Raw genomic sequence first — 25,633 nt, forward strand, 5'->3', positions numbered from 1 at the left:
TTAGTCTTTCTTTATATATGTCCATCCATCTTCCTGATAAACCTTGCCTTCCTTCATAAGCCTTCCCAAAGCCCTTTTAAAAGAAGCTTTGCTTAGCTGAAAACGATCCTGTATATCTTCTGGCGCGCTTTTATCGCCAAATGGCATCGCACCATTGCGGCTTTCAAGATAAGATAGGATTTTTTCGGAATCATCGTCCAATACCTCATGTTTTCTGGGTATAAGGGAAACATTCACTGTTCCGTCCTCTTTCACATCAACAATCCGTCCCTCAACTTTTTCGCCAAGACGGGGCTCCCTTTTGCGCTGGGATTCATGGATAAAGCCTTTAAAGCCCTCAGCTGTAAAAATCCAGCTCCCAACCTTTGCAGTTCTATATATATGTCCGTGAATATTCTTATTAAAATCACTTTTGGCTGCCTTTATTGAAATATCTGTAATGACAGGATCAGTAGCCATTTTTACATAAATTCTGTTATTCTTATTCACCCGGAGTGTAATGTATAACCTATCCCCTTCAATCGGCCAGACGGCTTCATGTACAGGCAAATCTTCCTCACCGAGGAGCATGTCCTTCTGAATGCCGATGTTGATAAATACACCGATGCCGGGCTTTACATCACTTACATGCGCCCATCCATATGTACCAGCCTGAACTTCCGGAATCACAGTTGTTGCTGCAATTCTTCCCTGCGAGTCCATATAAAGAAAAGCCTCGACTTCCTGTCCTTCCTCCAGCTTTTCATCTGTCTCGTTCTGATGAAGAAGAACATCTTCCTCTCCATCCGTCAAAAAATAGCCAAAAGCCGCTTCCCTTGAAACAATCAGTTTAGCAGCACGGCCTAAATTCTCTTCTAAAGCCATCCCTTTTCCTCCTTCTTAGTTTCCAGTAAACAAATATTCATTATATTAAATCTTTCCCAATTAAGATCACATAACTCCTAAAGTTGTTTGAACTGCTATATTTTACTATAATAAGGACAAGAAGTGAAACTTAAAATGTTATCTCCAAGGAGGCTGTCATGTCTAAAGAAAGCTCATTTGATATTGTATCCAAAGTTGACTTTTCTGAAGTAACCAATGCCATCAATATTGCCATGAAGGAAATCTCCACCCGTTATGACTTTAAAGGCAGCAAAAGTGATATAAAGCTCGATAAAGAAGAGCTCGTGCTTCTATCTGATGATGAATTTAAAATGGAACAGCTTAAAGATGTTTTATTGAGTAAATTGATAAAAAGGGGCATACCTGTAAAAAATCTTGATTACAGCAAGATTGAGGGGGCATCAGGCGGAACTGTACGCCAAAGAGCAAAGCTTGTCCAGGGAATTGATAAAGACAATGCCAAGAAGATCAATACCCTTATTAAAAACAGCGGTTTAAAGGTGAAGAGCCAGGTTCAGGATGATCAGGTCCGAGTAACCGGCAAAAACCGCGATGACCTGCAGAAGATTATTGCTGCTGTTAAAGAGGCAGATTTGACTGTTGATGTTCAATTCGTAAATTATCGGTAATTTTAAGCAAACGGAGAAAATCCGTTTGCTTTTATAATTTTTCAGAAAAACCAGCTTGCTTTAAATGAATTTATTTGCTGATTTTTTAATTTTCACCGTTTGAGAAAGAATGCTAAGGGTTATTTTACAAATTTATACATCATTAATTCATCTGCATAAGACCCATCGCTTCTTTTAATATGTTTAATTTTGCGTCCTTCCTCCTGAAATCCAAATCGCTTGTACAGATGGATTGCTCTTTGGTTATACGAAAAGACTTCCAGGCATACTTTTTCAAGACCCGGTTCTTCTTGCGCCCACTTCAAAAATTGCTCCATCATTTTGCTTCCCAGTCCCTGGTTACAATGCTTCTTCTGTATTGTAATCCCGAAATACCCCAGATGGTTTACCTTTTTGCTTTTTGAACGCCGAAAGTTCAGCATTCCAATCACTTCATTGTCAACTTCCGCTAATAAAATAAGATCTCCAGTTCTAATGCTCTGCTCAAGCCACGCTTCCTCTTCTTCAATTGTTAAATTAAACTCATCCGCCTCAGTCATTAAAAAATCAGTTTCTCCAAAAGCTTTCCGGCAATGCGCCAAAATGGCTTCTGCATCACTTTTGTCAGCTGATCGAATCTGCAAATCCTGTTCCCCCACTCTTTTTTAAATCCATTATATAAGAGAAATGCAAATAATTTCCATGTTTTTTTACCATAATAAAATGGAATTAAAAGAGTATTAATGATTTGGAGGGATTTAGTAATGTCTAATACTCAAAACAATCCAAAGGAATTTCCGCCTCAGCATCAGGATCATCAGCCCGGCACAGAGGCGCCAATGCAGCCTGAGCCCCAAACTGTTGATCCAAATTATAAAGGGTCCGATAAATTAAAAGGAAAAGTTGTTTTAATAACAGGCGGAGACAGCGGCATCGGAAAATCAGCTGCCATTTATTTTGCCAAAGAAGGAGCCAGCGTGGCGATTGTCTATCTGGAAGAACATGAAGACGCAGAAAAGACTAAAGAGGCCATTCAGGCTGAAGGACAAGACTGTCTGCTGATCTCCGGAGATCTCGGAAGCGAAACATTCTGTAAGGATGCAGTCAGGAAAACACTTGATAAATTTGGGCAAATCGATGTACTGGTTAATAATGCAGCCGAGCAGCATCCTCAAAATAGCCTGCTTGATATCACTGCTGAACAGCTTGAAAAAACATTCCGAACAAACATCTTTTCATTCTTCCATCTGACAAAAGCAGTACTTCCTCACCTTAAAAAAGGGAGCTCAATTATCAATACTGCTTCGATAACAGCTTATGAAGGCAACGAGCAGCTAATCGACTATTCTTCAACAAAAGGAGCGATTGTCTCCTTTACACGCTCATTGGCCAAATCGCTGGCTGGACAGGGAATTCGCGTAAATGGAGTTGCTCCTGGACCTATTTGGACACCGCTTATTCCATCTACATTCACAGCAGATAAGGTATCAAAATTTGGATCAAATACCCCAATAGGCAGAGCAGGACAGCCTTATGAATTAGCTCCGGCCTATGTCTATCTTGCCAGTGATGATTCATCTTATGTGAGCGGCCAGATGATTCATGTCAATGGAGGCACTATTGTAAACGGGTAGAGTGAAACTTCAATCAGAAAGGGTTCAATTAACCCCTCTGATTGTTAGTTGAACCAATCTGGCTTATACGGGCAGTTTGACTCCCAATGATCTCTTATGAATCCTCTGAGTCTTCCATTGGAGAGTCTTACTGACCGTTAGACTGCGATAAAAAAGGGAAGCCTGCATCAGGCTTCCCTTTTTTATGATACAATCTGTGGTTCTTCAGTTTTCGGACTGCTGCATGAGCAGCGTTTTACAATTTTATGGGGAATAATAATGCGCTTTACAGGCTCCCGCGGGTTTTCAATTCTGTATATAAGGCTTCGGGCAGATTCAAATCCCAGATCGAATATATTGATATCGACAGAAGTTAGAGGAGGTCTGGACATTTCAGCCAGAAGCACATTATTAAAACTGATGATAGACATATCTTCAGGAACTTTTATACCCATTTCATCCAGAGTATTCAGGACACCCAATGCCATTAAGTCGTCGGCAACCACAAGGGCGGTTGGAGGTTTTGTCAGGGAAATGAGTTCTCTGACAGCTTCCTGGCCTCCTTCTTTTAAGAATTCTTCATGAACAATATATTCATTTACCAGTTCAATTCCAGCATCCCTTAATGCTTTTTCATAGCCGAGCAGACGTTCAACTGTAACGGTTAGATTCAAGTTTCCGCCGACAAACGCAATTTGCTTATGGCCCAGCTTAATCAAGTATTCCGTTACTTCTTTGGCTGCACGGAAATTATTATTATCCACGTAAGTGATTTCTTCTTCGTCCGAAAAAGGCTTGCCAATAACAACAAATGGGAAATCCCTATCTTTTAAGAAGGCCAGAACTTTATCCTCCACTTTTGAATACAGCAATATCACTCCATCTACCCGGCCGCCCTGTACCATTTGGACAACACCTTCATAGATCTCATCATCTGTTTTCCCGGTTGTCATATGGAGAGCATAATGCCTTTCATGGGCTCCCTCGCTCAGACCCCTAAGGACAGTTGGAAAGAAGGGGTTCTGAAATACAACATCCGTAGAACTGGGCATTATCAGCCCAATTGCGCGGGTTGATTGGCTTGCAAGGCTTCGGGCAATAAAATTCGGATGATATCCTAACTGTTCCATTGCTTCCCTGACTTTTTGCTTAGTTTTCTCGCTGATGCGAGGATTGTTGGCAATTACCCTTGAAACAGTAGAAGGCGCAACTTTTGCCATCTTTGCTACATCTTTAATTGTGACTGCCAATAGAATCACCCTCTCCGTGAGGTCTCTGTTATTAATATTATAATCAAAACAGGTTTGATTTTCTTTCCTTTTTTAAACAGTTAACAGGAATAGGAAGAAGGGGAGGCTCTAATGCCAAAATTACTCGGATTTCTTCTGTTTTGACCGCTTCCATAAAAGATAGATAAAAATCATAAAGGCTGAATAAACTGCTGCAAGTGCTGCAATCAGCGGAATATTCAATCCCGATTTTTCTGCCAGAACATATACTTCAGCCTCTTCCCGGTCAATGATCATCTCATATTTTCCGTCTTTATCTCGGATGAGATCATCAGCAATCATGCCGCGAAGCTCTTTTCCTTCTTCTAATTGAGTGGAATCAAGTACCGCTTTCTGTGACTTTGTTGAATTATTGATCACAATAACCGTTGTTTCATCTTCGTAATTCCGTTTATAAACGGCAAAACCGTCCTTTTCCTCCAGCAGTTCCATGTCGCCCCTTGTTAAAGATGGCAGCATTTGCCTAACTTCCCCAAGTTTTGCGATATAATCAATCAGTTCTTTATCTGTACGGAAATCCATTTGCCTGCGGTTGTCAGGGTCCTCACCGCCATCCATAGCTATTTCACTTCCATAATAAACAATTGGAATCCCAGGTGTGGTATACATGTATGTTAAGGCAAGTTTCCACCTTGGACCCGGATGATGATTTTTTGTGATAGCATCCCGAGTGAACCTGACAGTATCATGATTATCCATGAAGCTTCCCATTAGATAGGGATTTTCATAAAATGCCTTATTTCGGTCCCAGTTTGCAAAAAGCCAGCTTAACGATTTGTCAGGCTCTGCAAAGGCAGTTCTTAAATGATCATTTAAAGGATAATCAACAAAGCCGTCTATTCCTGTTTTTTCATATTCAGCAATATATTTTGGATCATCCGACCATACTTCCCCCAGCAAATAAAAGTCTTCTTTGACTGACTTTACATTTTTGGCGAATTCGGTCCAGAATGATTTTGGAACATGCTTTACAGTATCAAGACGATATCCATCAATATCCGTTTCTTCGATCCACCACTTTGCTGCATCAATTAAATAGTTTTGTACCTCAGGGTTTTCCTGCTTTAAATCAGGGAGTCCATAAATCCAGCCATTTTCAATCTCAGATTGATTCGTCCAGTTGATGATATCTTGTTTTTCATGGAACCAGTCCTTTTTCCCGGGGTCATTAACCCATTCGTGATTGGTGCCCACATGATTTACAACAAAGTCCAAAATCACTTTCATATCTCTTTTGTGAGCTTCTTGGACTAACTGCTTGAATTCATCCATTGTGCCAAAGTGCTCTTCCGTGTTATAAAAATCTTTAATCCAATAACCGTGATAGCCCTTCTCTTCATTATCAAAAACGGGAGTCAGCCAAATTGCGGTAAACCCCATATCTTTAATATAATCCAGGCGTTCTGTAATCCCCTTAAAATCTCCGCCATGATAAGCTTTTGGGTCCTGAACATCGACTTTAAAGTCATTGTTGGGATCTCCATTGCTAAATCGGTCAACCATTAAGAAATAAAATGTTTCATCTTGCCATTTACGCTCTTCTTTTTCAGCTGCTCCTGCCGGCAGGGCATAAAAAAGAAGAAACGGGATTAAGATGAAGGTTATGATTCCTTTATTCATCGCCGCTCCTCCTTCATTTTTCAAGCCGCTGAGAGACTGCAATCCAGTTCAGTTCGCAGACTGCAGCGGCCAGTAAAGTTTCAGCCCTTTAAGATTAGCCTTTTGTTCCCCCTGCCGTCAAACCAGATACAAAGTATTTTTGGAACATAAGGAACAGTGCAGCAATCGGAATGGCAATTAAAACAGAACCAGCAGCAAACTTTGTAAATTCATTTCCAAATTGCTTCGCAACCATTTCATACAATCCTACAGCCATTGTGAACTTTTCATCTGTTCTTAATAAAATTCTTGCAAGGATAAAATCCCCAAAAGGAGCTATGAATGAAAATAGCGCAACTACCGCAACAATTGGTTTTGCCAGCGGCATAACAATTTGCCAGAAGACACGCAGATGGCTCGCACCATCCATTTTCGCAGATTCATCAAGTTCTTTTGGAATCGTATCGAGATAACCCTTCATCAGCCAGGTATTCATTGGAATCTGTCCGCCGACATACACAAGGATTAATCCAAGATGTGTATCAATTAAACCTGTTCTTGTCGCTAATACAAATATGGCAATCAGCGCTGCAAAGTTGGGTATCATTTGCAGTATCAGGAAAGTTAATAATCCATTTTTCCTTCCGATAAAGCGGTAACGGGAAAATGAGTACGCAGTGAAGGATACTGTAATAACCGTTAAAATCATGGTCAATGTACTTATTTTCAAAGAATTCCAGTACCATTTAACATAATTGGATTTATCTGAATCAAAAAGGTATTTGTAATGGTCTAATGTCGGATTTTCAGGAAACATTGTGGATCCCGACAAACTTTGGCCTGGATTTAAGGAAGAACCCACTACCCACAAAAGCGGATAAATCACAATAAAGCTCATCAAGGCAATGATGACATAGGAAAAAGTCAGCCGGATAATTTTATTTTTCTTCATGCTCATAGCTACATCAAATCCTCTTCTTGGAATGATTTTGTTCTTCTAAACTGCCATAGGGCTACCGTGATGACTATGAGTGATAGGATCATGGTAACTGCAGCGGCTTTGCCGTATTGGGCAGAAGTCATTGTCAGTTTATAAATCCAGGATATAAGAATATCCGAACCGCCGGCATTTTGGCCCGGAATGGCCGGTCCCCCGCCATTGAACAAGAAGATAACATTAAAGTTGTTGAAGTTGAATGTATACTGAGTAATGATAATGGGTGCCGTTGCAAAAAGAACCAGCGGCAGAGTGATTTTTGTGAATTTCTGCAGGATCGTTGCACCATCCACTGTTGCAGCTTCATAAAGCTCATCCGGAATGGACTGCAGCACACCTGTTGTCATAGCAAAAATGAACGGGAATCCAAGCCATGACTGAATGAAAATTAATGCTAAACGTGTCCAATTTTCCTCTGTCATCCATGGAACAGGACCGATGCCAATTGCATCCAGAATCGTTTTATTAATCACACCAAATGTCTCATTGAACATCCCTGAGAAAATCAGGATCGATATAAATGCAGGAACTGCCCAAGGGAGAATGAAAATTGTTCGGATAATCGCTTTCCCTTTAAGATCCTTCTGGTTAACGAGAATTGCCAGGAAAATACCCAGAGCTACCTGCAAAGAGGTAGCTACAAAAGTCCAGACTATTGTCCAGCCCATTACGCCAAAGAAGGTTTTTCTCCATAAATCCAGCTTGAAGATATCGATAAAATTCTGAATGCCAACCCAATCTACCAGTTTTGCAGGCGGAGAATGATATAGATCATAGTTTGTAAATGCAAGAAGAACTACGAATAAGATAGGAAAAATAACTACGAAAACTAAGAGAAAAATCCTGGTGATATCATTAAATATGGAAAACCATTATCAAGGAGATTGTGGTACTGTTCCCTGACACTGTTTAATTTCAGCCCCAAATCACGTTTTTTTCCATTATTATATGCATCATAAATATTGAAAGCATATATGATAAGTCCCAATGCTGTTACAATCAGTGCGATAATTCCATCGATCAGGAGAAAAATTGAGTGGTCCAGAACTGGAATTTCCCCCAGTGTAATAAGTCCCCAGAATCCCCAATTTAGTGTGTCATAGAATGCTGCAAAGAACGAAACAGTAAGAATTAAGAATATGGCACCTTTCACGAATTGTTTATTATAAAACTGTCCAAATCCAGGCAGGATGGATAATAGAGCAGCATTTCTTCCATGATTGGATGTCATTTTTTTTGTTTCCATATGGCTGTGGCCTCCCTTTCTTTATAGGAGAAAGTATTTTCTATTATTATAATTCATTTCCAAAATAATAGCGGCTGTTTTTGTGCAAACGGTTGCTTTAAAGAGGAACAGGAAAGCGGCTTCTGCCGCTTCAATTTAAAGATATGAATGTATTAATTCTGAAGTTGATTAACTGTCTAGCTCCAGACGACAGCGGCTCTTGGAGCTAAGCCGAAGCGGGCTCCTTCTGCTTTTTTTGGCATTATATAAAAATGATGGGCAATACCTCCTGGGAGGTACCGCCCTTTGTCTGTCAAGATTTACTTGGCAGGGTGATTTGTTTCGATATTTGTTTTAATCGTTTTTACTGCATCGTCAAGTGCTGCCTTTGGTTCAGCTTTTCCTGTTGCAATCGTTTGAAGTGCAGAGGCCATTGGTCCCCAGACTTCAGCCATTTCAGGAATGTTTGGCATTGGAACAGCATATTGAGATTGCTCTGCGACTGCTTTTGCAGCTTCATTGTCTGCAATTACAGGATCTTCAATAAGAGATTTTACAGGAGGGATTTCCTGAGTTGTCTCGAAACGGATTTTTGAGTTTTCTTCATTTGTAATATGCTCAACAAATTTTGTTGCCCAATAAGGGTTTTTAGTGAATGCAGTTACATGCCAGCCTTTAACACCCATGAATGTTTTAACAGGCTCACCGTTAGGAAGCTTTGGCATTACAGAAACTCCAACATCAATTCCTGCATCCTTCATGCCTTGAAGTGCCCATGGACCATTCATAACAGAAGCAGCTTTTCCTTCATTGAATAAGCCATCCATTGCTGCTCCGCCACTTTCCCCGATGATTCCTTTAGGGAATAAGCCCTCACTGTACCATTTTTGAATGAACTCAGCACCTTCAACAGCGCCTTCGTTGTTTAAGCCTACATCTTCACGGTCTAATGCACCGTCATTTTCCTTGAAAACATATCCGCCCATGCCAGCAATAGGTCCGTGTGCGAAATAGAAGTTATCGAATAGAGCCAGGAATCCGTACTGTCCGCCAGCCGTCAATTCTTTAGCTTGAGTGTAAAGCTCATCCATTGTTTCAGGAGCTTTTTCCATTAATGCTTTATTATAGATGAATACTGGTGTTTCAGTTGCTTTTGGAAGACCATATAATTTTCCGTCAAACATTTGAGCAGTGATGGATGATTCTGTGAAAGTATCAAGAACACTGTCTTCTACCTGGATTTCCTGAAGAAGACCTTCAGTTACAACCTGGCCAATCTGGTCATGAGGAAGTGTAACAACGTCAGGTGCATTTCCCGCAGGTCCATCAAGTCTTAATTGGTCACGGATCTTATCTGCCATGCCCAACTCTTTAAATTCAACTTTAATTCCATATTCTTTTTCAAAAGACTCAATGGCAGGCTTTAAAGCTATGCCTTTATCTGTGTCTTCCCAAACTACTAATTTTTCCGGTTTTGGCTCTTCAGCCTGGTTTTCGCTTGTGCCGTTATCTTTATCTGTGTTTTCCGGCTGTGCCTCACGCTGAGGACCGCAAGCTGCCAGCATTCCGATCACTAATACCAGCATCATAAAGAAAGATAGTGACTTTTTCATGATATTGCCCCCTTTAAATAAATCTGTTGAGTAATGCAAAAAGTACAACCGTTTGCACAAAAGTGTAAACGCTTTTATCTATTTCTAAAAAATATGAGCGTTCACTTAAACTTTTACCCAATGAAACCGCTTAATGAAAACGATTGCACAATTTCTAATTTTTATTATACAAGGTTTTTGGGCTTTTACAACTACTTTTTTCTAAATATTTTTAAGCGAAAATTAATTTCAAAAGATTGATACTCATTTCTATACTATATTTTCATTTCTTTCATATGGTATAATGCAAGCGATTGCACTTTGAAAGGGGAATTTCAATGGAAAAAGCAGCTATCATACATTATCCTGCTGATCATTATGTTTATCCCATCAGCAAGAAAACCTTACATATTAGACTGCAAACAAAGAAAGAAGATGTTTCTGAAGTCACTTTAATACACGGTGACCAATATCTTTGGGCAGATGGAAAATGGCAGTATGAAAAAACGGAAATGAAGAAATCCGGATCTGATGGCATTCATGATTATTGGCATGTATATATTGACCCGCCACATAGAAGATCCAGATATGGCTTTCAATTAAAGTCTGGTGAAGAAAAATTAATTTTGACCGAAAAAGGTTTTTACGAGGAGGCTCCTTCTGATTCAGGTTATTATTTCAACTTTCCTTATCTGCATCCTGAAGAAGTATTTAAAGCTCCTTCCTGGGTGAAGGATACAGTCTGGTATCAGATTTTCCCAGAAAGATTTGCTAACGGGAATCGCGGCAATGACCCCGAAGGAGTTCTTCCCTGGGGCAGTGAACAGCCTTCTAAGGATAACTTTTTTGGCGGTGATTTTGAAGGTGTCATTGAACATCTTGATTATCTTCACGAGCTTGGCATCACCGGCATCTATTTCACGCCTGTTTTTAAGGCATTTTCCAACCATAAATATGATACAATAGATTATCTGGAAATTGATCCCCAGTTCGGTTCAAAGGATACATTAAAAAGACTGGTTGCAGAATGCCATAAGCGGGATATTAGAGTGATGCTCGATGCTGTTTTCAACCATAGCGGATACTATTTTCCCCCTTTCCAGGATGTGCTTGAGAAAGGAGAAAAATCAAGATATAAAGATTGGTTCCATCCTCATAGTTTCCCGCTAAAAGGCGGGGAGTATCCTAATTATGAGACCTTCGCTTTTGTTGAGCAGATGCCAAAGCTGAATACACATAATCCAGAGGTAAAAAATTATTTGCTCAAAGTGGCCAGTTACTGGATTGAAGAATTTGATATCGACGGCTGGCGGCTGGATGTGGCCAATGAAGTTGACCATCAGTTCTGGCGTGAATTCAGACAGACTGTTAAACGAATTAAACCAGATCTCTATATTTTAGGGGAAATCTGGCACAATTCTATGCCCTGGCTGCGCGGAGACCAGTTCGATGCTGTCATGAATTATCCTTTTACCACGAACTTGCTTAATTTAATTGCAAAAAAATCCATTACCGGAACTGAATTCGCCAACAATATGACCGCTGAAATCCACAGCTACCCGGCCAATGTCTATGAAGCTGCATTCAATCTGGTTGGAAGCCATGATACACCCAGAATTTTAACGGAATGCAAAGAGGATAAAGACAGGGTAAAACTTATTTATACACTTTTATTTACCTTTATGGGTTCACCATGCATATATTATGGTGATGAAATTGGGCTAAGCGGTGAAATGGATCCCGGCTGCAGAAAATGCATGGAATGGGATGAGGAAAAACAGGATCGTGATTTACATTCTCATATTCAAAGGCTGATTAAGCTGCGGAAAGAGGAAAAGCTGCTGGCAAATGATGGCCATTTTGAATTTATTCAAACTGATTCTAATGTAGTTGCCTACCGCAAATACGATGACTTTAAAACAATCATCGTGCTCGCCAATCCTGCGGATGAAAATGCGGAAGTTACTTTGCCTTATCCGCTGAAAGGTGTAAAAGTTACTAATATGCTTACAGACGAAGAATTTGCAGCAGAAGCGGAGAACCTTAAAGTTCAGCTTGATGGGTTTGGGTTTGAAATCCTGTCCTTCCCCGCCAGCTTCAATAAATAGGAAACCTGATTGAAGTAAGGAAAGTTCTTAAGGGCAAGACCTTAAGGCTTTTCTTTTTTCGTTTTTAATTGTCGTCGGCCCCTCCTATTTACATGAAAATTTATTTACAAACAGGGAGAATAACCATGACTAAGAACCAGAAAAAATTGACATTATTTGCATTAACCTGGCCGATCTTTATAGAAATATTGCTTCACATGCTTATGGGGAATGCTGATACGCTTATGCTCTCGCAATATTCGGATGAATCCGTAGCTGCAGTTGGTGTGGCAAATCAGATCCTTTCTCTCGTGATCGTCATGTTTGGATTTGTTGCAACTGGGACGTCCATCCTTATTGCTCAAAATTTAGGTGCAAAAAATAATAAAACAGCTGCTGAAATTTCAATTGTCTCCTTAGGGGCAAACCTTGTATTTGGAATCATCTTAAGTATCCTTCTATATGTATCTGGCAAACCGCTGCTCCGGATGATGGATTTGCCGGTGGAACTTTTAAGCCAGGCAAACGCCTATTTGGTCATCGTTGGCGGCTTATCCTTTGTCCAGGCATTAATTATGACAATTGGAGCCATCATCAGAAGTTATGGGTTTACCAGAGATGTTATGTACATTACCATCGGCATGAACATATTAAATGTTATAGGCAATTACTTATTCATTTTTGGCCCATTCGGCTTTCCTGTATTGGGTGTAGAAGGAGTGGCGATATCCACTGTCATCAGCAGATTGATCGGATTTGCTGCTGCTGTCGCTTTCCTGCTTAGAAGAACAGAAAAAGCGCTTCCGTTCCGCTTACTTTTCCGCTTTCCAAAAAAACATATCAAAAATCTTTTAAGAATTGGGATCCCTTCAGCAGGTGAACATTTATCCTATAATGGGTCGCAGATGGTCATTACCATTTTCATCGCTGCTCTGGGTACAGAAGCTCTGACTGCAAAAGTTTATGCACAAAATATTATGATGTTCATTTTCCTTTTCAGTGTTGCCATCAGCCAGGGCACTCAAATCTTGATAGGCCATATGGTAGGTGGAAAGGATTATGAGGCAGCCTATAAAAGGTGCATGAAAAGTCTGCGCCTTGCCATCATGATTTCGTTCGGAACAGCCGTTATTTTCTCCTTATTCTCAGAAGAATTGATGGGCATATTCACTTCTAATCCAGACATCATAAAGATTGGCAGTGTTCTCATTCTTCTAACCATACTCCTGGAGCCCGGCAGATCGTTTAATTTGGTCGTCATTAACTCCCTCCGCGCAGCCGGCGATGTAAAATTCCCCGTTTATATGGGGATCCTGTCCATGTGGGGTGTAAGCGTCACCCTTTCCTATGTTCTTGGAATTCATTTTGGACTGGGACTTGCCGGCATTTGGATCGCTTTTATTGCCGATGAATGGCTTAGAGGATTACTCATGTTATGGCGCTGGAGATCCAGAGTCTGGGTTAACAAATCGTTTGTGTCATCAAAAGCAGTCTAAATAAGAAAAGCGGAAGCGCCTTGCTCACTGAGGAACGCAGACTAAATACGCCACGTCCTCCCAAAAGCTACCGCTTTCGGGTGTGCGATGTATCGCTGCGGCAGCTTTCCTTATCCTGCGGCAGCGTCTGCATGACCCCCATAATGAAAGCGGCAGTTAAGACTGCCGCTGTTTTTTCATTCTAAAATATTTATATTATAGTCTTTAAACCAAATATGAATCTGTGCAAGGTGTGCTAACAGCTGAGGACCAGTCATAAGCTGCCCAAACCATGGTTCCTGGAATGAGTCACCGCCCGATTCTATTATATTCTTCAGCTGGCTGTAATCAAAGAATTCATACAGAGCGGATGACCGGTCTTCCAGGTATCCAGTGAGCATCTTTTGGACTGCTCCCGTATATTCCGGATTATGCGTTTTGGGGTACGGGCTTTTCTTTCTGTATAAGACTTCATTCGGCAGTATGCCTTCGAGTGCTTTGCGCAGGATTCCTTTTTCGCGGTTTCCATGCATTTTGATCTCCCACGGAATATTCCATACATATTCCACCAATCGATGATCGGCAAAAGGCACCCGGACTTCAAGGCTCGCCCCCATGCTCATTCTGTCCTTACGGTCCAAAAGGGTCGTCATAAAGTAAATCATATTAATATAGAAAAGTTCTCTCCTGCTTGCGTCTTCCTTGCTTTCCCCGTCTAAGGCAGGGGTTTCAGAGATTGCCTGAAGATATTTTTCCATGGCATAGTCATGGATATTTAATTTCTTCCTCCAATCTTCTTTCAATAGCCCCTGTCTGGCTTCGAGCGACCTCATCCACGGGAAGCCCTTACGCTTTAAGTCTTCCTCTCTATGGAACCATGGATAGCCGCCAAATATTTCATCCGCGCATTCACCTGATAAGCTTACAACAAAATCCTTTTTTATTTCCCTGCAAAACCATAGCAGGGAGGAATCGACATCAGCCATGCCCGGAAGATCCCTTACATGCACGGATTCGATTAAATCCTCTGCCAGCTTCTGCTGGGTGATTATACAGCTGTTATGTCTCGTATTAAAGGACTGGGACATTTTTCGGATAAATGCTCCATCCGAATTGGGCTGAAACTCATTTGCCTTGAAAAACTCTTCATTTCCCTCATAATCTATCGAATAAGTGTTCAATTGGCCCTTTCCATCTCTTTCGTAAGCTTTTGCCGCAATAGCGGTAATCGCACTCGAATCCACACCGCCGGAAAGGAACGTGCATAAAGGGACATCCGAGACCAGCTGCCTTGTTACAGCATCCGTAAATAATTCTCTCACTCGTTCAGCAGTTTCCTCAACATTATCCCCATGATGCGCACTTTTTACATTCCAATAACGCCATACCTTCAGTCCATTTCTCGAAAAGGTCAGCGCATGTGCAGGCCTTAATTCATCAATGCCTCTGAAAACTCCTGACCCTGGGGATCTTGATGGCCCCAGTCCAAAAACTTCTGCCAGACCTTCCCTGCCGATTTCAGCCTTAACATCAGGATGGGCCAAAATAGCCTTCAATTCAGATCCGAATATAATGCCCTGCTTCGTTTCTCTATAAAATAAAGGTTTTACCCCTAAACGGTCCCTGCCTATAAATAATTGTTCTTTCTTCTCATCCCATACAGCGAAAGCATAGATGCCATTCAAAAATTGAAGGCAATTTTCTCCCCATTCTATATAAGAAGTCAGCAAAACCTCAGTGTCAGAATGGCCATCAAACGAATATCCTTTTATAAGGAGTTCTTTACGGAGATCCTCCGTATTATAAAGCTCTCCATTATAGCAAATTGTATAGCGGTTTTGATGTTTTTCCCTAGTCATTGGCTGTTTTCCGCCTGCCGGGTCTACAACAATTAACCTTTTATGGCCGAATCCAGCATGCACATCTGTCCATATGTTTGTTTCATCTGGACCCCGCTTTGCCAGCGTATCCGCCATTTTTCCAATTGCTGCCGTTTCTTTTCTCATATCTTTTTGGAAATCAATCCAGCCGGTAATTCCACACATTTTACATCATCCTTTCAAAGCGGAATCGCATGGGCACATTTTTCATGATGCTATTGTATGCACAGCCTAGAAAAAAGTTAATTGTCCACATACAAGCGGTTATAAAAATCGCCAAAACTGTCTAAAAAGAAGTTGAGGAAGTTAATGGAGGTTTTATATGAATAGACAGCAGCGAACAAAGCTTATTGAATATCAATCCCGTGCTTTTACAGAAGGCACTGTAGAGTATATTAATGAACAATGGGTTTTTTCGACCATGAAACAGATGAAGCATCATTATTGGATGAATTCCTCCATCAGGAAATGGAAATATTTCGCTTTAAACGGTGGAAGAAAGGCATTTTATTTGAGGATGGCAAAGTGGCCTTTGATGATGAAATATTCCACTTAAAGAATCAGGACTCGATCCGCATCCGAAAACATCTTGTTTTCTCCCTCGAGAGATTACTGGAGGAAATGAATGATGATGCCTTTTACCAGTTCGTAACCACTTTAAATTCCATGCAATTTTCGGTTTATGACTGTATTTATTGCTATAATCAGCTGGCATTTTTCAATGATAAAGACAGAAAAAGCGGTGTGAATTTTATCGTTTTTGATAATCAGGATCATATTTGCAATGTGCAGCACCATTTTTGCTATTATGAAAAAATGAGTGATCGGTTTGAATTTACCTTAAACAGCGGAAAAAGAATGGTTATTGAAAAGATTTCTTCATAAGAAATGCGGAAGCGCCTTGACCACGAAGGAAAGCAGACTAAGAACGCCACGTCCTCCCAAAAGCTAACGCTTTCGGTCGTGCGAAGTATCGCTTCCGTAGCTTTCCTTGTCCTGTGGCAACGTCTGCATGACCTGCATCCTGCGGGCCTCAGGCATAAGCCGTTTCCTTTCAGAAGGTGTTCTTCCTTCTGAAAGGAAACGGCTTATGACCCTGAGTCCCTATGAGCCGAAACAACACAAGCTTGTGATCTCGAGGGGGTAGTCAGATTGCACTAGTTCGACGTTCAAAATCTTATACTTTTTTCATAAAAAAACAGCAGCCTGCCTTTAATGGCGGTGCTGCTGTTTCTTTATTCTAGCTGTGCGTTTGGGCATATTTAGATAAGCCTTCCTCAAACTCACTGGTCATAAGCGGCTTATGAATATAGAAGCCTTGTGCATAATGGCATTTCAATTCTTTTAACAGCTCAATCTGCTCCTGTGTTTCCACCCCTTCTGCCACGACTTTAACAGCAAGTCCGTGTCCCATGGTGATGATGGCTTTTACAATGGCAACATCGGATGTGTTTAATCGCAGATTATTAATAAAAGACCGATCGATCTTTAATGTATTGATTGGAAGGTCCTTTAAATAACTTAGGGAAGAATAGCCTGTGCCAAAATCATCAATTGATACTTTGACTCCTATATTCTGCAGCGACTGCATGACTTGTATACTGTGCTCAACATTTCTAAGCATCGTGCTCTCCGTCAGCTCCAATGTTAAATATTGCGGCTCCATACCGGAAAGTTCCAATGCCATCTTAACTTCTTGAAGAAATCCTGGCTGCTGGAATTGATAGGCCGATACATTCACAGAGATGGAAAGCGATTTATAGCCAAGCATTTGCCAACGTTTATTCTGTTTACAAGCCGACCGCAATACCCAGCCGCCGATATCCTTAATGAGACCTGTCTCTTCTGCAAGAGGAATAAATTCACCGGGTGAAACAAGTCCAAGTTTTGGATGATTCCAGCGGATTAGGGCTTCGCTCCCGTATAAATTGCCAGTTTCAAGATCAATTAAGGGCTGATAGCATAGAAAGAATTCATTTTTCTGCAAAGCTTTTCTTAAGTAGCTTTCAAGCTCAAGTCTGACCATTGCCTGCTGATTCATTTCCATTGAGAAAAAGGTGACCCTGTTTCCTCCCTGCTGCTTGGAGCGATTTGTGGCAATATCCGCATTTTTCAGCAGCAAATGCTCATCGGCCCCATCATCTGGATGCAGGCTCGCACCAATGCTGGCAGTGACAATAAACTCCTGATTCGACTGAGATATAGGATGCGATATTTCATCTAATATCTTTTTGGAGACATTCATAACCTTCTCGATAGTTGCTTCCCTTGATAATACTAAAGTAAACTTATCACCGCTGAACCTTCCCAAATAAGAACCCGATGGCAAAACCCTTTCTATTCTTTCGGAAATTTCCTTTAACACCATATCCCCAGCAAAGTGACCCAGACTATCATTTATGATTTTAAATCGGTCGATATCAATAGAAAGAACGGCAATTTTCTTCTGTTTTTTTCTGGCTCTCTTTAATTGCATTTCCAATTGTTCTGTAAACTTCATTCTGTTTGGCAGCCCCGTATCCCGGTCAAAAAAAGCCAGTTCTGTTATCTTCTCTTCAATCTTTTTCTGTTCTGTAATATTTCTGCCAATTCCATAAATACCTACACATTCCCCATTAACAGTAATCGGAATATTTTTGAGCTGAAAAAGATTGGTTTCGCCAGATTTTGTATTGATATAAACGTTATAATATTGCTCTTTCCCTCTTAACGCCCGGTAAAAGTGCATTCTGACCCTTGGCACATCCGCATCACGCACATATGAAAGAGCTGTTTTTCCGATTATTTCATCCTGCATGAACCCAAAAGTTTTCTCGAATGCAGGGTTAATACTTGTGAAATTCCCCTTCAAATCGGTTGAATAAACAAAATCTGCATTATTATCAAATAGAGATTTATAATATTGTTCAGACATTTTCAGACTGCTGTTTAATGCATTAATATCATCCTGAGAAGCATGCATTAAATGAGTCAAAGAAGTAATCGTTTTAAATTGGGCCGTCTTTTCATAAGAATATAGTTTTGGCTGATTCTTTTTTGATTCAGCAACATTTTCTGATAGAGCAAGATATGTAAGAGAATGTCCGACCATCTGCGGCACTCTGCCTTTTCGGAAAGAAATTTCCCCGTATGAAAAGAACCCATTCGCCGGGGCTATCCCCTGGAACATCTCCAGTTCTTTTTCCGTAAAATCTCTTGCAAACTGTTTTCGTGCCATACAATTGTATATAAATATGCTTTCAGGAGCTAACTGGTCAAGCTCTTTTAATTCCTGTAAAGACCGTTCAATGATGTCTTCCAGATTAGCATAAGCAAACGTGAGTGTGTCTCCTTCTTCAACCTTCCTGTTTACTTTAATAGCACCATTTTCGAGTGGTTTTATAATAAAAACAGAAACTTTTTCCCCGCGGTACTTTAACAGGAAAGGGAATTCAGTACCTGATTCCGGTAAATCCTTAATAAAAGCCTCACCCAAATAGTGCTTTAGAATATTTAAGGGCTTCTTATGATCTAAGGAATAGATGATAGATCCTTCGGCCTTTGTAACAGTAAAGCTTTTTCCAATCTCCTGCCACTGATAATTTGCAAACGGACGGACTGAAAGATGGCCGCTTTGAAGCGCAACTGCTGCAAGCCCATCGCTGGTGAGTCCATCTTGAGTAAAAGCTAAGCCCTCCTGAAATAAGCCATTATCTCCCGCAAGGCCCCCTGAAATCACTATATCTGGATGGGTTTCATTAATCCCCTCCAGCAAGGCTGTGGAATCTACATCAAATCCAGCAGGGAAAATAATTACAGCTTCTGTATTGAAGATAGCAAGTTCCCGTGCTAAGGTCTTGCCCATTTCATAACTATTCTTAAAATCAGTCCTGTTAAACAGGAAAGATTTTAATTCTGTTTTTCAAAGACAGTAAAGCAGATCACTGTTTGTTTTTCCGTAATCCGGCCTTCATGAATTTCACCAGAAGTCGAACAGCCTGCTATTTGTGCAAATGGAAGCTTGTCTGCCAGTTCTTTTTGAAGTTTCGCGATATTTAGACTTTCAGGGTTTCCTGTAAAAACCTGCACCAGCAAATTAGGATATTCATCTAATTCGTTCAAGTCTATAAATCTATTCAGCTGGCTGGTATTCTTATATAAACATGAAATCGTCTTTGCCATAAAAACCCACCATCACAGTAAGATCATTAGAAAAATGCCAGTTACCCGCTAAAGGAACGCTCCTTATACAGCAGAGACTCCCATTTCTAATTTTTTATCATAGAGTTAGTTATATTTTTAAATTACCATATTTAGTGAAGTCATGACATGACAAAATTAGAAAAAGCTGCCTTTTTGGCAGCTTTCTCAAAAAATATCTTTATTTACGTCATAAATGTTAATGGCAATTTAACAAAGCCTAAATATAAAACCAAAATTAAAGCAACAACAAACTGCCCCCATAAAATAGATGTCTTTTTCCCTTTAACAGTTCGGATAATAATCATTTCAAACATAGCTATTACCCAAATGCCTACCAGGGACTTCAGCACATAAAGAAGGTCAATGCTGTTAAGGCTGCTTAAAATCCAAACCCCTGTTCCAATAATCAGCAAATAGAACAGTCTCAAGATCATGTGAACGACTTTTAAACCTTTTTGCTTGCCGCTTTTATGCATCATAAGGGCAATAATAAATAAAACTAGTGCCAAAAACCAAGTTGTTATATGGGCATGTATCATTCCAGTGCCTCCTATAGTAAAATTCGATACCATCATACCATATTGGCATAGAAAATCCTAAAATTATGGTGCTGCTAAGATCATTTAAGAACAACTTTGTGAACTATTTAAGGCAATATGTGATATTTTTCATGGACACTCTGAAAATATAAATTAATACGTAATGGCCTGTGATTTTGTACACAGGCCACCTGTTTATTTTTCTATACAATTTGTTAGAGTTCCTATTTTTTCAACTGTAATTTCCACTTTATCTCCCGGCTGAAGAAAGCGTGGAGGCTTGAAGCCTTTGCCTACACCTGCGGGAGTTCCAGTAGCAATAATATCTCCCGGCTCAAGGGTCATGCCTTTTGACAGGACCGAGATGATTTCTTCGATTGGGAAGATAAAGTTCTCAGTATTTGAACTTTGTCTCAATTCTCCGTTTACCTTTGTTTGAATATCAAGCTGATTCGGGTTTTCAATTGCAGATGAATGGACGATCCATGGACCCATCGGGCATGTGGCATCCAGGCTTTTTCCGATAAAAAATTGCTTATGGCGTGACTGCAGATCCCTTGCTGTCACATCATTAATAATGGTATAGCCAAAGATGTGATCCAATGCTTCTTCTTTGGGGATAGCCCGTCCTTTTTTCCGATTACAACGGCAAGCTCTCCTTCATAATCCAGCTCTGCTGTAACATTATGATGATTTAATACCGTTTCATTATGGCCTATTACCGTTGTTGGCGATTTCGTAAATACCATTATATGCTCAGGAATGTCTTCTTTGCTTCCCATCTCAATTGCATGCTCGGCATAATTCTTGCCTACACAAAAGATATTCTTATCGGGACGGGGAATCGGGGCCTCCAATGCAACAGAAGCGAGCGGCCGGAAGAGTTCTTCCCTGCCGGGATTGCTGCTTAGCCAATCTTTTAATCTATGTACCTTCTCAATGAACTTATCTCCTAAGGCAATACATTCCTTCAAAGCCGCTGGCAAATCACTTTTGCCTTCCATTTTTACTAAAGCTGCATTTAGCGGAACAACCTTTGTGCCGGTTCCGTCCAATAAACCTGCCACACTTCCGCTGCCATCCTTAAAAGTAACAAACTTCATTCCCATCACCTCATTTTATTTTTCACTTTTTTAGTATAATATAAATTTTCAGATTTTTGGACTATTTATAAGTGAACCCAAATATTAACCCTTTCTCTTCCAACTAGGGATTTTCAAATAGGTGAAGCTCCTCCAAAGCCATTCAATCGGTCCATAATAATAGCGGGCAGCCCAGAAGCGGCTGATTATTACCTGAAAAGCGAAAATGAAAATAACCAGAAGTGTCCCCCAAAAAACAGATACCTTTCCATAGAAACCTAATCCATAACTATAAAAAATAAAAGTCGAGATAATAGACTGGAAAAGATAATTTGAGAGCGAAAGTTTCCCAACATATGAGAGCGGCAGCAGAAATCCGGGACCTTGACCATTTTTTATCATCACTGCTATCCCTAAACCATAAGCAATAGCCAGCAGCGGGCCTCCAAATATATCCTGCACGTAATCCAGTCCCAGATTGCTTTCCATCATGTATGGCAGCAATTTAAACAATACCCCTGCAGCCAAAGAGACCAGCATTATTTTCGTGAGGAATGCACGATTTTTTTCCGGTTCCTCCAGCCATTTCAGCTTGGCAGCTCCTCCTCCTATTAAAAATAAAGGAAAAATAGAGGCAATCATGATAGGCAGTGAAGCAAGATTATTAACTCCTGACCAGTCCTCTGCCCGCTGTACGGTAACCTCAGTAAAGCTTCCATTTTGATAGACCTGTAAAGAAGCTAATGCCGCTTGAGGGTCATAGATTGATAGCTCATCAGCAGGAACAAACAGAACAGTTGCAAAAAACAAAAGGGAAAATAACAGATTGGGAATGATGTAAAGCAATATTCCGGTCAAAAGCATATTTCTTCCGGACATCTTTACAAACAGTAAAAACATAAAGCCAAAGATTGCATAATTAATTAGAATATCCCCATGCCATATGAGAAAAGCGTGAATGATGCCTAACAGCAGCAGAAGGGAAAATCTCCTTGCAGCCATTACTCCAAATCCAAGGCCTTTAGCCAGTGCACTCTCCCTCAGAATGACTAATCCGTAACCGAACAACATGGAAAATAATGGATAAAAGCTGGCCTGCACAAAGATATCAATAAAAGCATAGGCTGCTTTATCTGCCGGGCTGTCCCACCATTCAAAAGGATCAATGTATAGATATGGCGAATGGAAAGAAAGCATATTAACCAAAAAGATCCCGAGGATGGCAAATCCCCTCATAATATCCAGCGAAATGATCCGATCCTTCTCCAGCACCGGACTGACTTGCCTGTCCATAAAACGCCTCCTTCTTTGGAAAGAAAATCTAACCTTAATGATAGAGAGCAGAATTCTAATTGTCCAGAAAAGAAATGCGGAAGCTCCTTGCCCACGAAGGAACGAGAGACTAAGGGGGCAGGCTGCTTGTGCTAGACAGCTATCATCATTCTTTTTGAAAAAAAGACCCCAGCAAATGCTGTAGTCCCGGCTTTCAGTTAATTAACAAAACGGCCTGTTTTCCCTTTCAACTCCCAGTAATCATTCCGAAGATGGATTTTTTGGATTTTCCCCGAAGCTGTTTTCGGCAGCTCTTCGACAAAAGTCACTCCCGTTACAGCTTTAAAGTGGGCAAGTTTCTCCCTGGTAAAACTGATAATTTCCTGCTCAGTCAGTGTTTTCCCGTTTCGCAGCACGATGAACGCGTGCGGCGTTTCCCCCACTTTTCATGAGGTACAGCTATAACGGCTGCTTCCAGTATTGCAGGATGCTCGTATAAAGCCCCTTCAATTTCGATGGATGAGATGTTTTCACCGCCGCTGATAATGATATCCTTTTTACGGTCTACGATATCGATATTTCCGTATTCATCTACATTTGCCATATCACCGGTATGAAGCCAGCCGCCTCGAATAGCTTCCATTGTTGCCTCTTCATTTTTCCAATAGCCTTTCATCACTCCGTTGCTGCGGACAACGACTTCACCGATTTCCAGGCCATTATGGGCCACTTCTTCACCCTGTTCATTAATTACCCTGACTTCACAGCCTATCATCTGGTGTCCTGCCTTTGCTTTCATCCGGTACTGCTGAGCAAGTGGAAGTTCTTTAAGATGAGATCGAATCGTCGATACAGTGCTTAATGGAGATGATTCAGTCATTCCATATACCTGTATGAACTCCCATCCAAGCTCCTTTTCTACTCTTGTTACAAAAGCTGGCGGTGGGGCGGAACCAGCTATAACAACTCTGACATCTTGTTCAACAGCCGGAACAAATTGTTCATAATGCTGCATCAGCGAATTCAGGACTGTAGGAGCCATATGCATGACGGATACTTTATGTTTTTGCACTTCATCAAAAATCCTTTCCGGAGTCGCTTTTCTTATACACACCTGAGAAGCTCCATTTGCCGTGTAATAAAAAGGAGAGCCCCATCCATTCACATGGAACATCGGGAGGACATGAAGCAATACATCCTGATCACTGACCCTTAAATGATGCATAGTTGACAATGCATGCAGGTAATTGTTGCGATGGGTCAGCATGACACCTTTTGGATTGCCTGTTGTACCGCTGGTATATAGAAGGCTGCACACATCATTTTCATCGAGGACTTCCCTCTGATATGGACTGCTGTCCTGGCTGCTGAGCCATGAATCATAATCACTCTCTTCAGTCTCTTCCTCTTTATAATGCACGAAGATTTTTTTCACAGTTTTCAGCTGATCTTTCACGGGAAGTATAAGGTGATAAAGATCCTGGTCTACAAATAGAATTTTGGATTCACTGTGATTTAATATATACAGATAATCTTCCGGCTTCAGCCGTATATTTAGAGGGACGATAATTCCTCCCAGCTGAAAAATGCCATAAAAGCCCTCCAGCATTTCGACGGAATTTGGTGCAAGAAAAGCCACCCTGTCCCCTTTTTCAATCCCTGAAGCCTTTAAGCCATGGGAGAGCTGATTAACTCTCGTATTCAATTCCTCATATGTAAAAACTCGATCATCTGCAAAAATGGCTTTCTTTGAACCGTAAAGAGACACAGCACGATCTAAAAACTGCGTTACTATTAATGGGACATTCATCTTATGGCCACCTCACTGAAAATTTAGTGAATTCTATATTTTCTATATTATCATAAAAAATATGACAGTTTCACCTGAATTTTGTCTGTTATATAACATTTGCAGGCCTTCTTATTAAACGCATTTCAGATATTTGGGCTAATTAATCACAATCAGCTAGCAGGCACATACGATATACAAGAAATCATTTTAAAGGGTGTTATGTATGCCAGCTATTGTCGGAGTCGCACAGGTCATATCAATCGGAAGCAGTTCTGTCTTCAACATTGGGGATGTCTATAAAATCATGCCTGTTTCTAACGCTAAGACCTTTTCAGGCGCTGGATCGTTTAACACAGGGGATGGCCTGAATGTCTACAATCACCGGAGCACAACAAACACTTATGATTGTGATGGCGTGGATCAGGGCAATTATTTCAATGCTTAAACGGGTGATCTTATGAATTTTTATATACAGCAATCCATTCATATTAATTTTATTAAGATAGGCGGGATTTCAAACTCTTCCGTCATGCAGATTGGAAGTGCAGGCATAATAAAGCCAGCGTCTTATTTGTATAACACTGGCGGCTTTACTGAGCCTGCACCTGAAGCGGAATTGCCAACGCCGGCGGGGCCAGCAGGGGGAGTGTTTTGCTGGCACCTTCTGTCCCTTTGACTGGAGCGCAGAAACGTTAAGTTCATTTTTAATAAAGCGAGGTGGTGCGCTTGAATCAGCAATTAAATACCTATCTTCAGCAATTGCATGCTTTTGTGGAGGCACAGGAAAAACGAATACGCAGCCTGGAAGCAGCGGTCAAAAAACTTCAGGAAGAGACTGAAGTTCTGAAAAACCGCCCGCCGATGCAGGTCGATCGGATTGAATATAAATTCGACCAGCTTAAGGTAGAGTCTCTTGAAGGAACTTTAAATATTGGCTTAAATCCTTCTGAGCTGCAAAACATTGAAGATTTTGCCGTAGATAACAAAAACATCAAAGCACCTATTTCGCCTAAGAATCAAATGAAGAGAACAATGGAAATTGAAGATGCCATCTATCAATATTTAGAACGGGAACTTCCTGACATTACAGCTTCTGTACAGAAGAAGTTAAATGTCAGTGTGGATGATTCCTATATTGCATTTATCAAAGAGGATATCAAAAAGCAGCTGCCTAACAGGATTGACTTCTATATTAAACAGCAGCAGGCTTCAAATCGATCAGGGCAGGAAAATGATAACGCAGAAATTATTGAGCTTATTAAAAAGGAAATTTACAATGGAGTCCATGCCTTTATCTCGCATTTGCCGGAGAATATGAAAGGGATGAATAACGAATGAATTATCAGGTATATAACAGAGATTTGTGTGTTGGCAGCATAAGAGTGCTCGGTGTATCCAGTTCATCTGTTTTAATGGTGGGAGATACGCAAACGATCCAGCTGGCAGCCACCTTTGATACACCACCAGAATCACTTCTGATTGGGCCGTTTGTGCCTCTGACACCGGAGTAAGCTGC

General features: G+C 40.7%; 19 protein-coding genes and 4 pseudogenes. 9 read left to right on the forward strand and 14 right to left on the reverse strand.

Annotation, left to right across the window (positions count from 1 at the left end):
- Complete coding sequence (locus M5V91_RS14290; protein ID WP_192908349.1) at window positions 1-864, reverse strand: CvfB family protein; 864 nt, start codon at window positions 862-864, stop codon at window positions 1-3.
- Window positions 865-1,022: 158 nt separating this feature from the next.
- Here M5V91_RS14290 and M5V91_RS14295 point away from each other — a divergent pair, with 158 nt between their 5' ends.
- Window positions 1,023-1,514, forward strand: coding sequence for a YajQ family cyclic di-GMP-binding protein (locus M5V91_RS14295; RefSeq protein WP_009331262.1), 492 nt, complete (start codon window positions 1,023-1,025; stop codon window positions 1,512-1,514).
- Window positions 1,515-1,633: 119 nt separating this feature from the next.
- Here the strand turns inward: M5V91_RS14295 and M5V91_RS14300 are convergent, their stop codons facing one another.
- Window positions 1,634-2,137: a GNAT family N-acetyltransferase gene (locus tag M5V91_RS14300; RefSeq protein ID WP_019381462.1), complete on the reverse strand. Its 504-nt coding sequence runs from the start codon at window positions 2,135-2,137 to the stop codon at window positions 1,634-1,636.
- A gap of 120 nt (window positions 2,138-2,257) precedes the next feature.
- Between M5V91_RS14300 and M5V91_RS14305 the strand changes: the two genes are divergently transcribed.
- A complete protein-coding gene (locus M5V91_RS14305) occupies window positions 2,258-3,127 on the forward strand; it encodes an SDR family oxidoreductase (protein ID WP_192908347.1) in 870 nt (289 codons plus the stop codon).
- Window positions 3,128-3,309: 182 nt separating this feature from the next.
- Here the strand turns inward: M5V91_RS14305 and M5V91_RS14310 are convergent, their stop codons facing one another.
- The 5 genes and pseudogenes from M5V91_RS14310 to M5V91_RS14330 all read right to left on the reverse strand — a co-directional run bounded on the left by M5V91_RS14310 (window position 3,310) and on the right by M5V91_RS14330 (window position 9,829).
- A complete protein-coding gene (locus M5V91_RS14310; RefSeq protein WP_009331265.1) occupies window positions 3,310-4,356 on the reverse strand; it encodes a LacI family DNA-binding transcriptional regulator in 1,047 nt (348 codons plus the stop codon).
- Window positions 4,357-4,476: 120 nt separating this feature from the next.
- On the reverse strand, window positions 4,477-6,015 hold the full coding sequence (locus tag M5V91_RS14315) for an alpha-amylase family glycosyl hydrolase (protein WP_009331266.1): 1,539 nt from the start codon (window positions 6,013-6,015) through the stop codon (window positions 4,477-4,479).
- 94 nt (window positions 6,016-6,109) lie between these two features.
- Entirely contained in the window at window positions 6,110-6,952 is an 843-nt protein-coding gene (locus M5V91_RS14320; RefSeq protein ID WP_019381459.1) for a sugar ABC transporter permease, read from the reverse strand.
- A gap of 2 nt (window positions 6,953-6,954) precedes the next feature.
- Window positions 6,955-8,237, reverse strand: a pseudogene (locus M5V91_RS14325) (carbohydrate ABC transporter permease).
- 299 nt (window positions 8,238-8,536) lie between these two features.
- Window positions 8,537-9,829 carry an extracellular solute-binding protein gene (locus tag M5V91_RS14330; protein WP_009331269.1) on the reverse strand — a complete coding sequence of 431 codons (1,293 nt, stop codon included), beginning with the start codon at window positions 9,827-9,829 and terminating at the stop codon, window positions 8,537-8,539.
- 317 nt (window positions 9,830-10,146) lie between these two features.
- Here M5V91_RS14330 and M5V91_RS14335 point away from each other — a divergent pair, with 317 nt between their 5' ends.
- Together M5V91_RS14335 and M5V91_RS14340 are read left to right on the forward strand one after the other, a co-directional pair.
- On the forward strand, window positions 10,147-11,916 hold the full coding sequence (locus tag M5V91_RS14335) for an alpha-glycosidase (RefSeq protein ID WP_192908346.1): 1,770 nt from the start codon (window positions 10,147-10,149) through the stop codon (window positions 11,914-11,916).
- Window positions 11,917-12,041: 125 nt separating this feature from the next.
- Window positions 12,042-13,391, forward strand: a complete 1,350-nt coding sequence (locus M5V91_RS14340) for an MATE family efflux transporter (RefSeq protein ID WP_284521275.1) — start codon at window positions 12,042-12,044, stop codon at window positions 13,389-13,391.
- 176 nt (window positions 13,392-13,567) lie between these two features.
- Here M5V91_RS14340 and asnB read toward each other — a convergent pair whose 3' ends face one another.
- Window positions 13,568-15,415, reverse strand: coding sequence for an asparagine synthase (glutamine-hydrolyzing) (gene asnB / locus M5V91_RS14345; protein WP_071157557.1), 1,848 nt, complete (start codon window positions 15,413-15,415; stop codon window positions 13,568-13,570).
- Between the two features lie 157 nt (window positions 15,416-15,572).
- On the opposite strand from asnB, the pseudogene M5V91_RS14350 reads away from it, so the two are divergent.
- Window positions 15,573-16,135 (forward strand): annotated as a pseudogene (locus M5V91_RS14350) (DUF2777 domain-containing protein).
- A gap of 355 nt (window positions 16,136-16,490) precedes the next feature.
- On the opposite strand, the gene M5V91_RS14355 reads toward M5V91_RS14350, so the two are convergent.
- The 6 genes and pseudogenes from M5V91_RS14355 to M5V91_RS14380 form a co-directional block, all read right to left on the reverse strand.
- A complete protein-coding gene (locus tag M5V91_RS14355; protein ID WP_284521276.1) occupies window positions 16,491-19,094 on the reverse strand; it encodes a bifunctional diguanylate cyclase/phosphodiesterase in 2,604 nt (867 codons plus the stop codon).
- A gap of 44 nt (window positions 19,095-19,138) precedes the next feature.
- Window positions 19,139-19,411: an FIST N-terminal domain-containing protein gene (locus M5V91_RS14360; protein WP_284521277.1), complete on the reverse strand. Its 273-nt coding sequence runs from the start codon at window positions 19,409-19,411 to the stop codon at window positions 19,139-19,141.
- Window positions 19,412-19,614: 203 nt separating this feature from the next.
- Window positions 19,615-19,971: a YisL family protein gene (locus M5V91_RS14365; protein WP_009331275.1), complete on the reverse strand. Its 357-nt coding sequence runs from the start codon at window positions 19,969-19,971 to the stop codon at window positions 19,615-19,617.
- 195 nt (window positions 19,972-20,166) lie between these two features.
- A pseudogene (locus M5V91_RS14370) lies at window positions 20,167-21,074 on the reverse strand (fumarylacetoacetate hydrolase family protein).
- Between the two features lie 84 nt (window positions 21,075-21,158).
- Window positions 21,159-22,346 carry a DUF418 domain-containing protein gene (locus M5V91_RS14375; RefSeq protein ID WP_192908342.1) on the reverse strand — a complete coding sequence of 396 codons (1,188 nt, stop codon included), beginning with the start codon at window positions 22,344-22,346 and terminating at the stop codon, window positions 21,159-21,161.
- Window positions 22,347-22,543: 197 nt separating this feature from the next.
- Window positions 22,544-24,135: pseudogene (locus M5V91_RS14380) on the reverse strand (long-chain-fatty-acid--CoA ligase).
- A 205-nt stretch (window positions 24,136-24,340) separates the two neighbouring features.
- Here M5V91_RS14380 and M5V91_RS14385 point away from each other — a divergent pair.
- From M5V91_RS14385 to M5V91_RS14400, 4 genes are read left to right on the forward strand one after another with little or no spacing between them, the layout of a single operon-like run.
- Complete coding sequence (locus tag M5V91_RS14385) at window positions 24,341-24,562, forward strand: spore germination protein (protein WP_009331280.1); 222 nt, start codon at window positions 24,341-24,343, stop codon at window positions 24,560-24,562.
- Between the two features lie 12 nt (window positions 24,563-24,574).
- Entirely contained in the window at window positions 24,575-24,793 is a 219-nt protein-coding gene (locus M5V91_RS14390; RefSeq protein WP_284521278.1) for a spore germination protein GerPB, read from the forward strand.
- A 44-nt stretch (window positions 24,794-24,837) separates the two neighbouring features.
- Window positions 24,838-25,455 (forward strand): spore germination protein GerPC, encoded by a 618-nt coding sequence (gene gerPC / locus M5V91_RS14395; protein ID WP_269721465.1) that lies wholly within the window; start codon window positions 24,838-24,840, stop codon window positions 25,453-25,455.
- A complete protein-coding gene (locus M5V91_RS14400) occupies window positions 25,452-25,628 on the forward strand; it encodes a spore germination protein GerPD (protein ID WP_009331284.1) in 177 nt (58 codons plus the stop codon). The genes gerPC and M5V91_RS14400 overlap by 4 nt, the downstream gene beginning before the upstream one ends.
- Window positions 25,629-25,633: the final 5 nt, after the last annotated feature.

The sequence above is a fragment of the Cytobacillus pseudoceanisediminis genome (genome assembly GCF_023516215.1).
Taxonomy (GTDB): Bacteria; Bacillota; Bacilli; order Bacillales; family Cytobacillaceae; genus Cytobacillus; species Cytobacillus pseudoceanisediminis.

Excerpts from the sequence above, each read along its gene's own strand:
- M5V91_RS14290 (WP_192908349.1), bottom strand. The coding sequence starts at position 864 with ATGGCTTTAGAAGAGAATTTAGGCCGTGCTGCTAAACTGATTGTTTCA.
- M5V91_RS14295 (WP_009331262.1), top strand. The coding sequence starts at position 1,023 with ATGTCTAAAGAAAGCTCATTTGATATTGTATCCAAAGTTGACTTTTCT.
- M5V91_RS14305 (WP_192908347.1), top strand. The coding sequence starts at position 2,258 with ATGTCTAATACTCAAAACAATCCAAAGGAATTTCCGCCTCAGCATCAG.
- M5V91_RS14315 (WP_009331266.1), bottom strand. The coding sequence starts at position 6,015 with ATGAATAAAGGAATCATAACCTTCATCTTAATCCCGTTTCTTCTTTTT.
- M5V91_RS14320 (WP_019381459.1), bottom strand. The coding sequence starts at position 6,952 with ATGAGCATGAAGAAAAATAAAATTATCCGGCTGACTTTTTCCTATGTC.
- M5V91_RS14330 (WP_009331269.1), bottom strand. The coding sequence starts at position 9,829 with ATGAAAAAGTCACTATCTTTCTTTATGATGCTGGTATTAGTGATCGGA.
- M5V91_RS14335 (WP_192908346.1), top strand. The coding sequence starts at position 10,147 with ATGGAAAAAGCAGCTATCATACATTATCCTGCTGATCATTATGTTTAT.
- M5V91_RS14340 (WP_284521275.1), top strand. The coding sequence starts at position 12,042 with ATGACTAAGAACCAGAAAAAATTGACATTATTTGCATTAACCTGGCCG.
- asnB (WP_071157557.1), bottom strand. The coding sequence starts at position 15,415 with ATGTGTGGAATTACCGGCTGGATTGATTTCCAAAAAGATATGAGAAAA.
- M5V91_RS14355 (WP_284521276.1), bottom strand. The coding sequence starts at position 19,094 with ATGGGCAAGACCTTAGCACGGGAACTTGCTATCTTCAATACAGAAGCT.
- M5V91_RS14360 (WP_284521277.1), bottom strand. The coding sequence starts at position 19,411 with ATGGCAAAGACGATTTCATGTTTATATAAGAATACCAGCCAGCTGAAT.
- M5V91_RS14365 (WP_009331275.1), bottom strand. The coding sequence starts at position 19,971 with ATGATACATGCCCATATAACAACTTGGTTTTTGGCACTAGTTTTATTT.
- M5V91_RS14375 (WP_192908342.1), bottom strand. The coding sequence starts at position 22,346 with ATGGACAGGCAAGTCAGTCCGGTGCTGGAGAAGGATCGGATCATTTCG.
- M5V91_RS14385 (WP_009331280.1), top strand. The coding sequence starts at position 24,341 with ATGCCAGCTATTGTCGGAGTCGCACAGGTCATATCAATCGGAAGCAGT.
- M5V91_RS14390 (WP_284521278.1), top strand. The coding sequence starts at position 24,575 with ATGAATTTTTATATACAGCAATCCATTCATATTAATTTTATTAAGATA.
- M5V91_RS14400 (WP_009331284.1), top strand. The coding sequence starts at position 25,452 with ATGAATTATCAGGTATATAACAGAGATTTGTGTGTTGGCAGCATAAGA.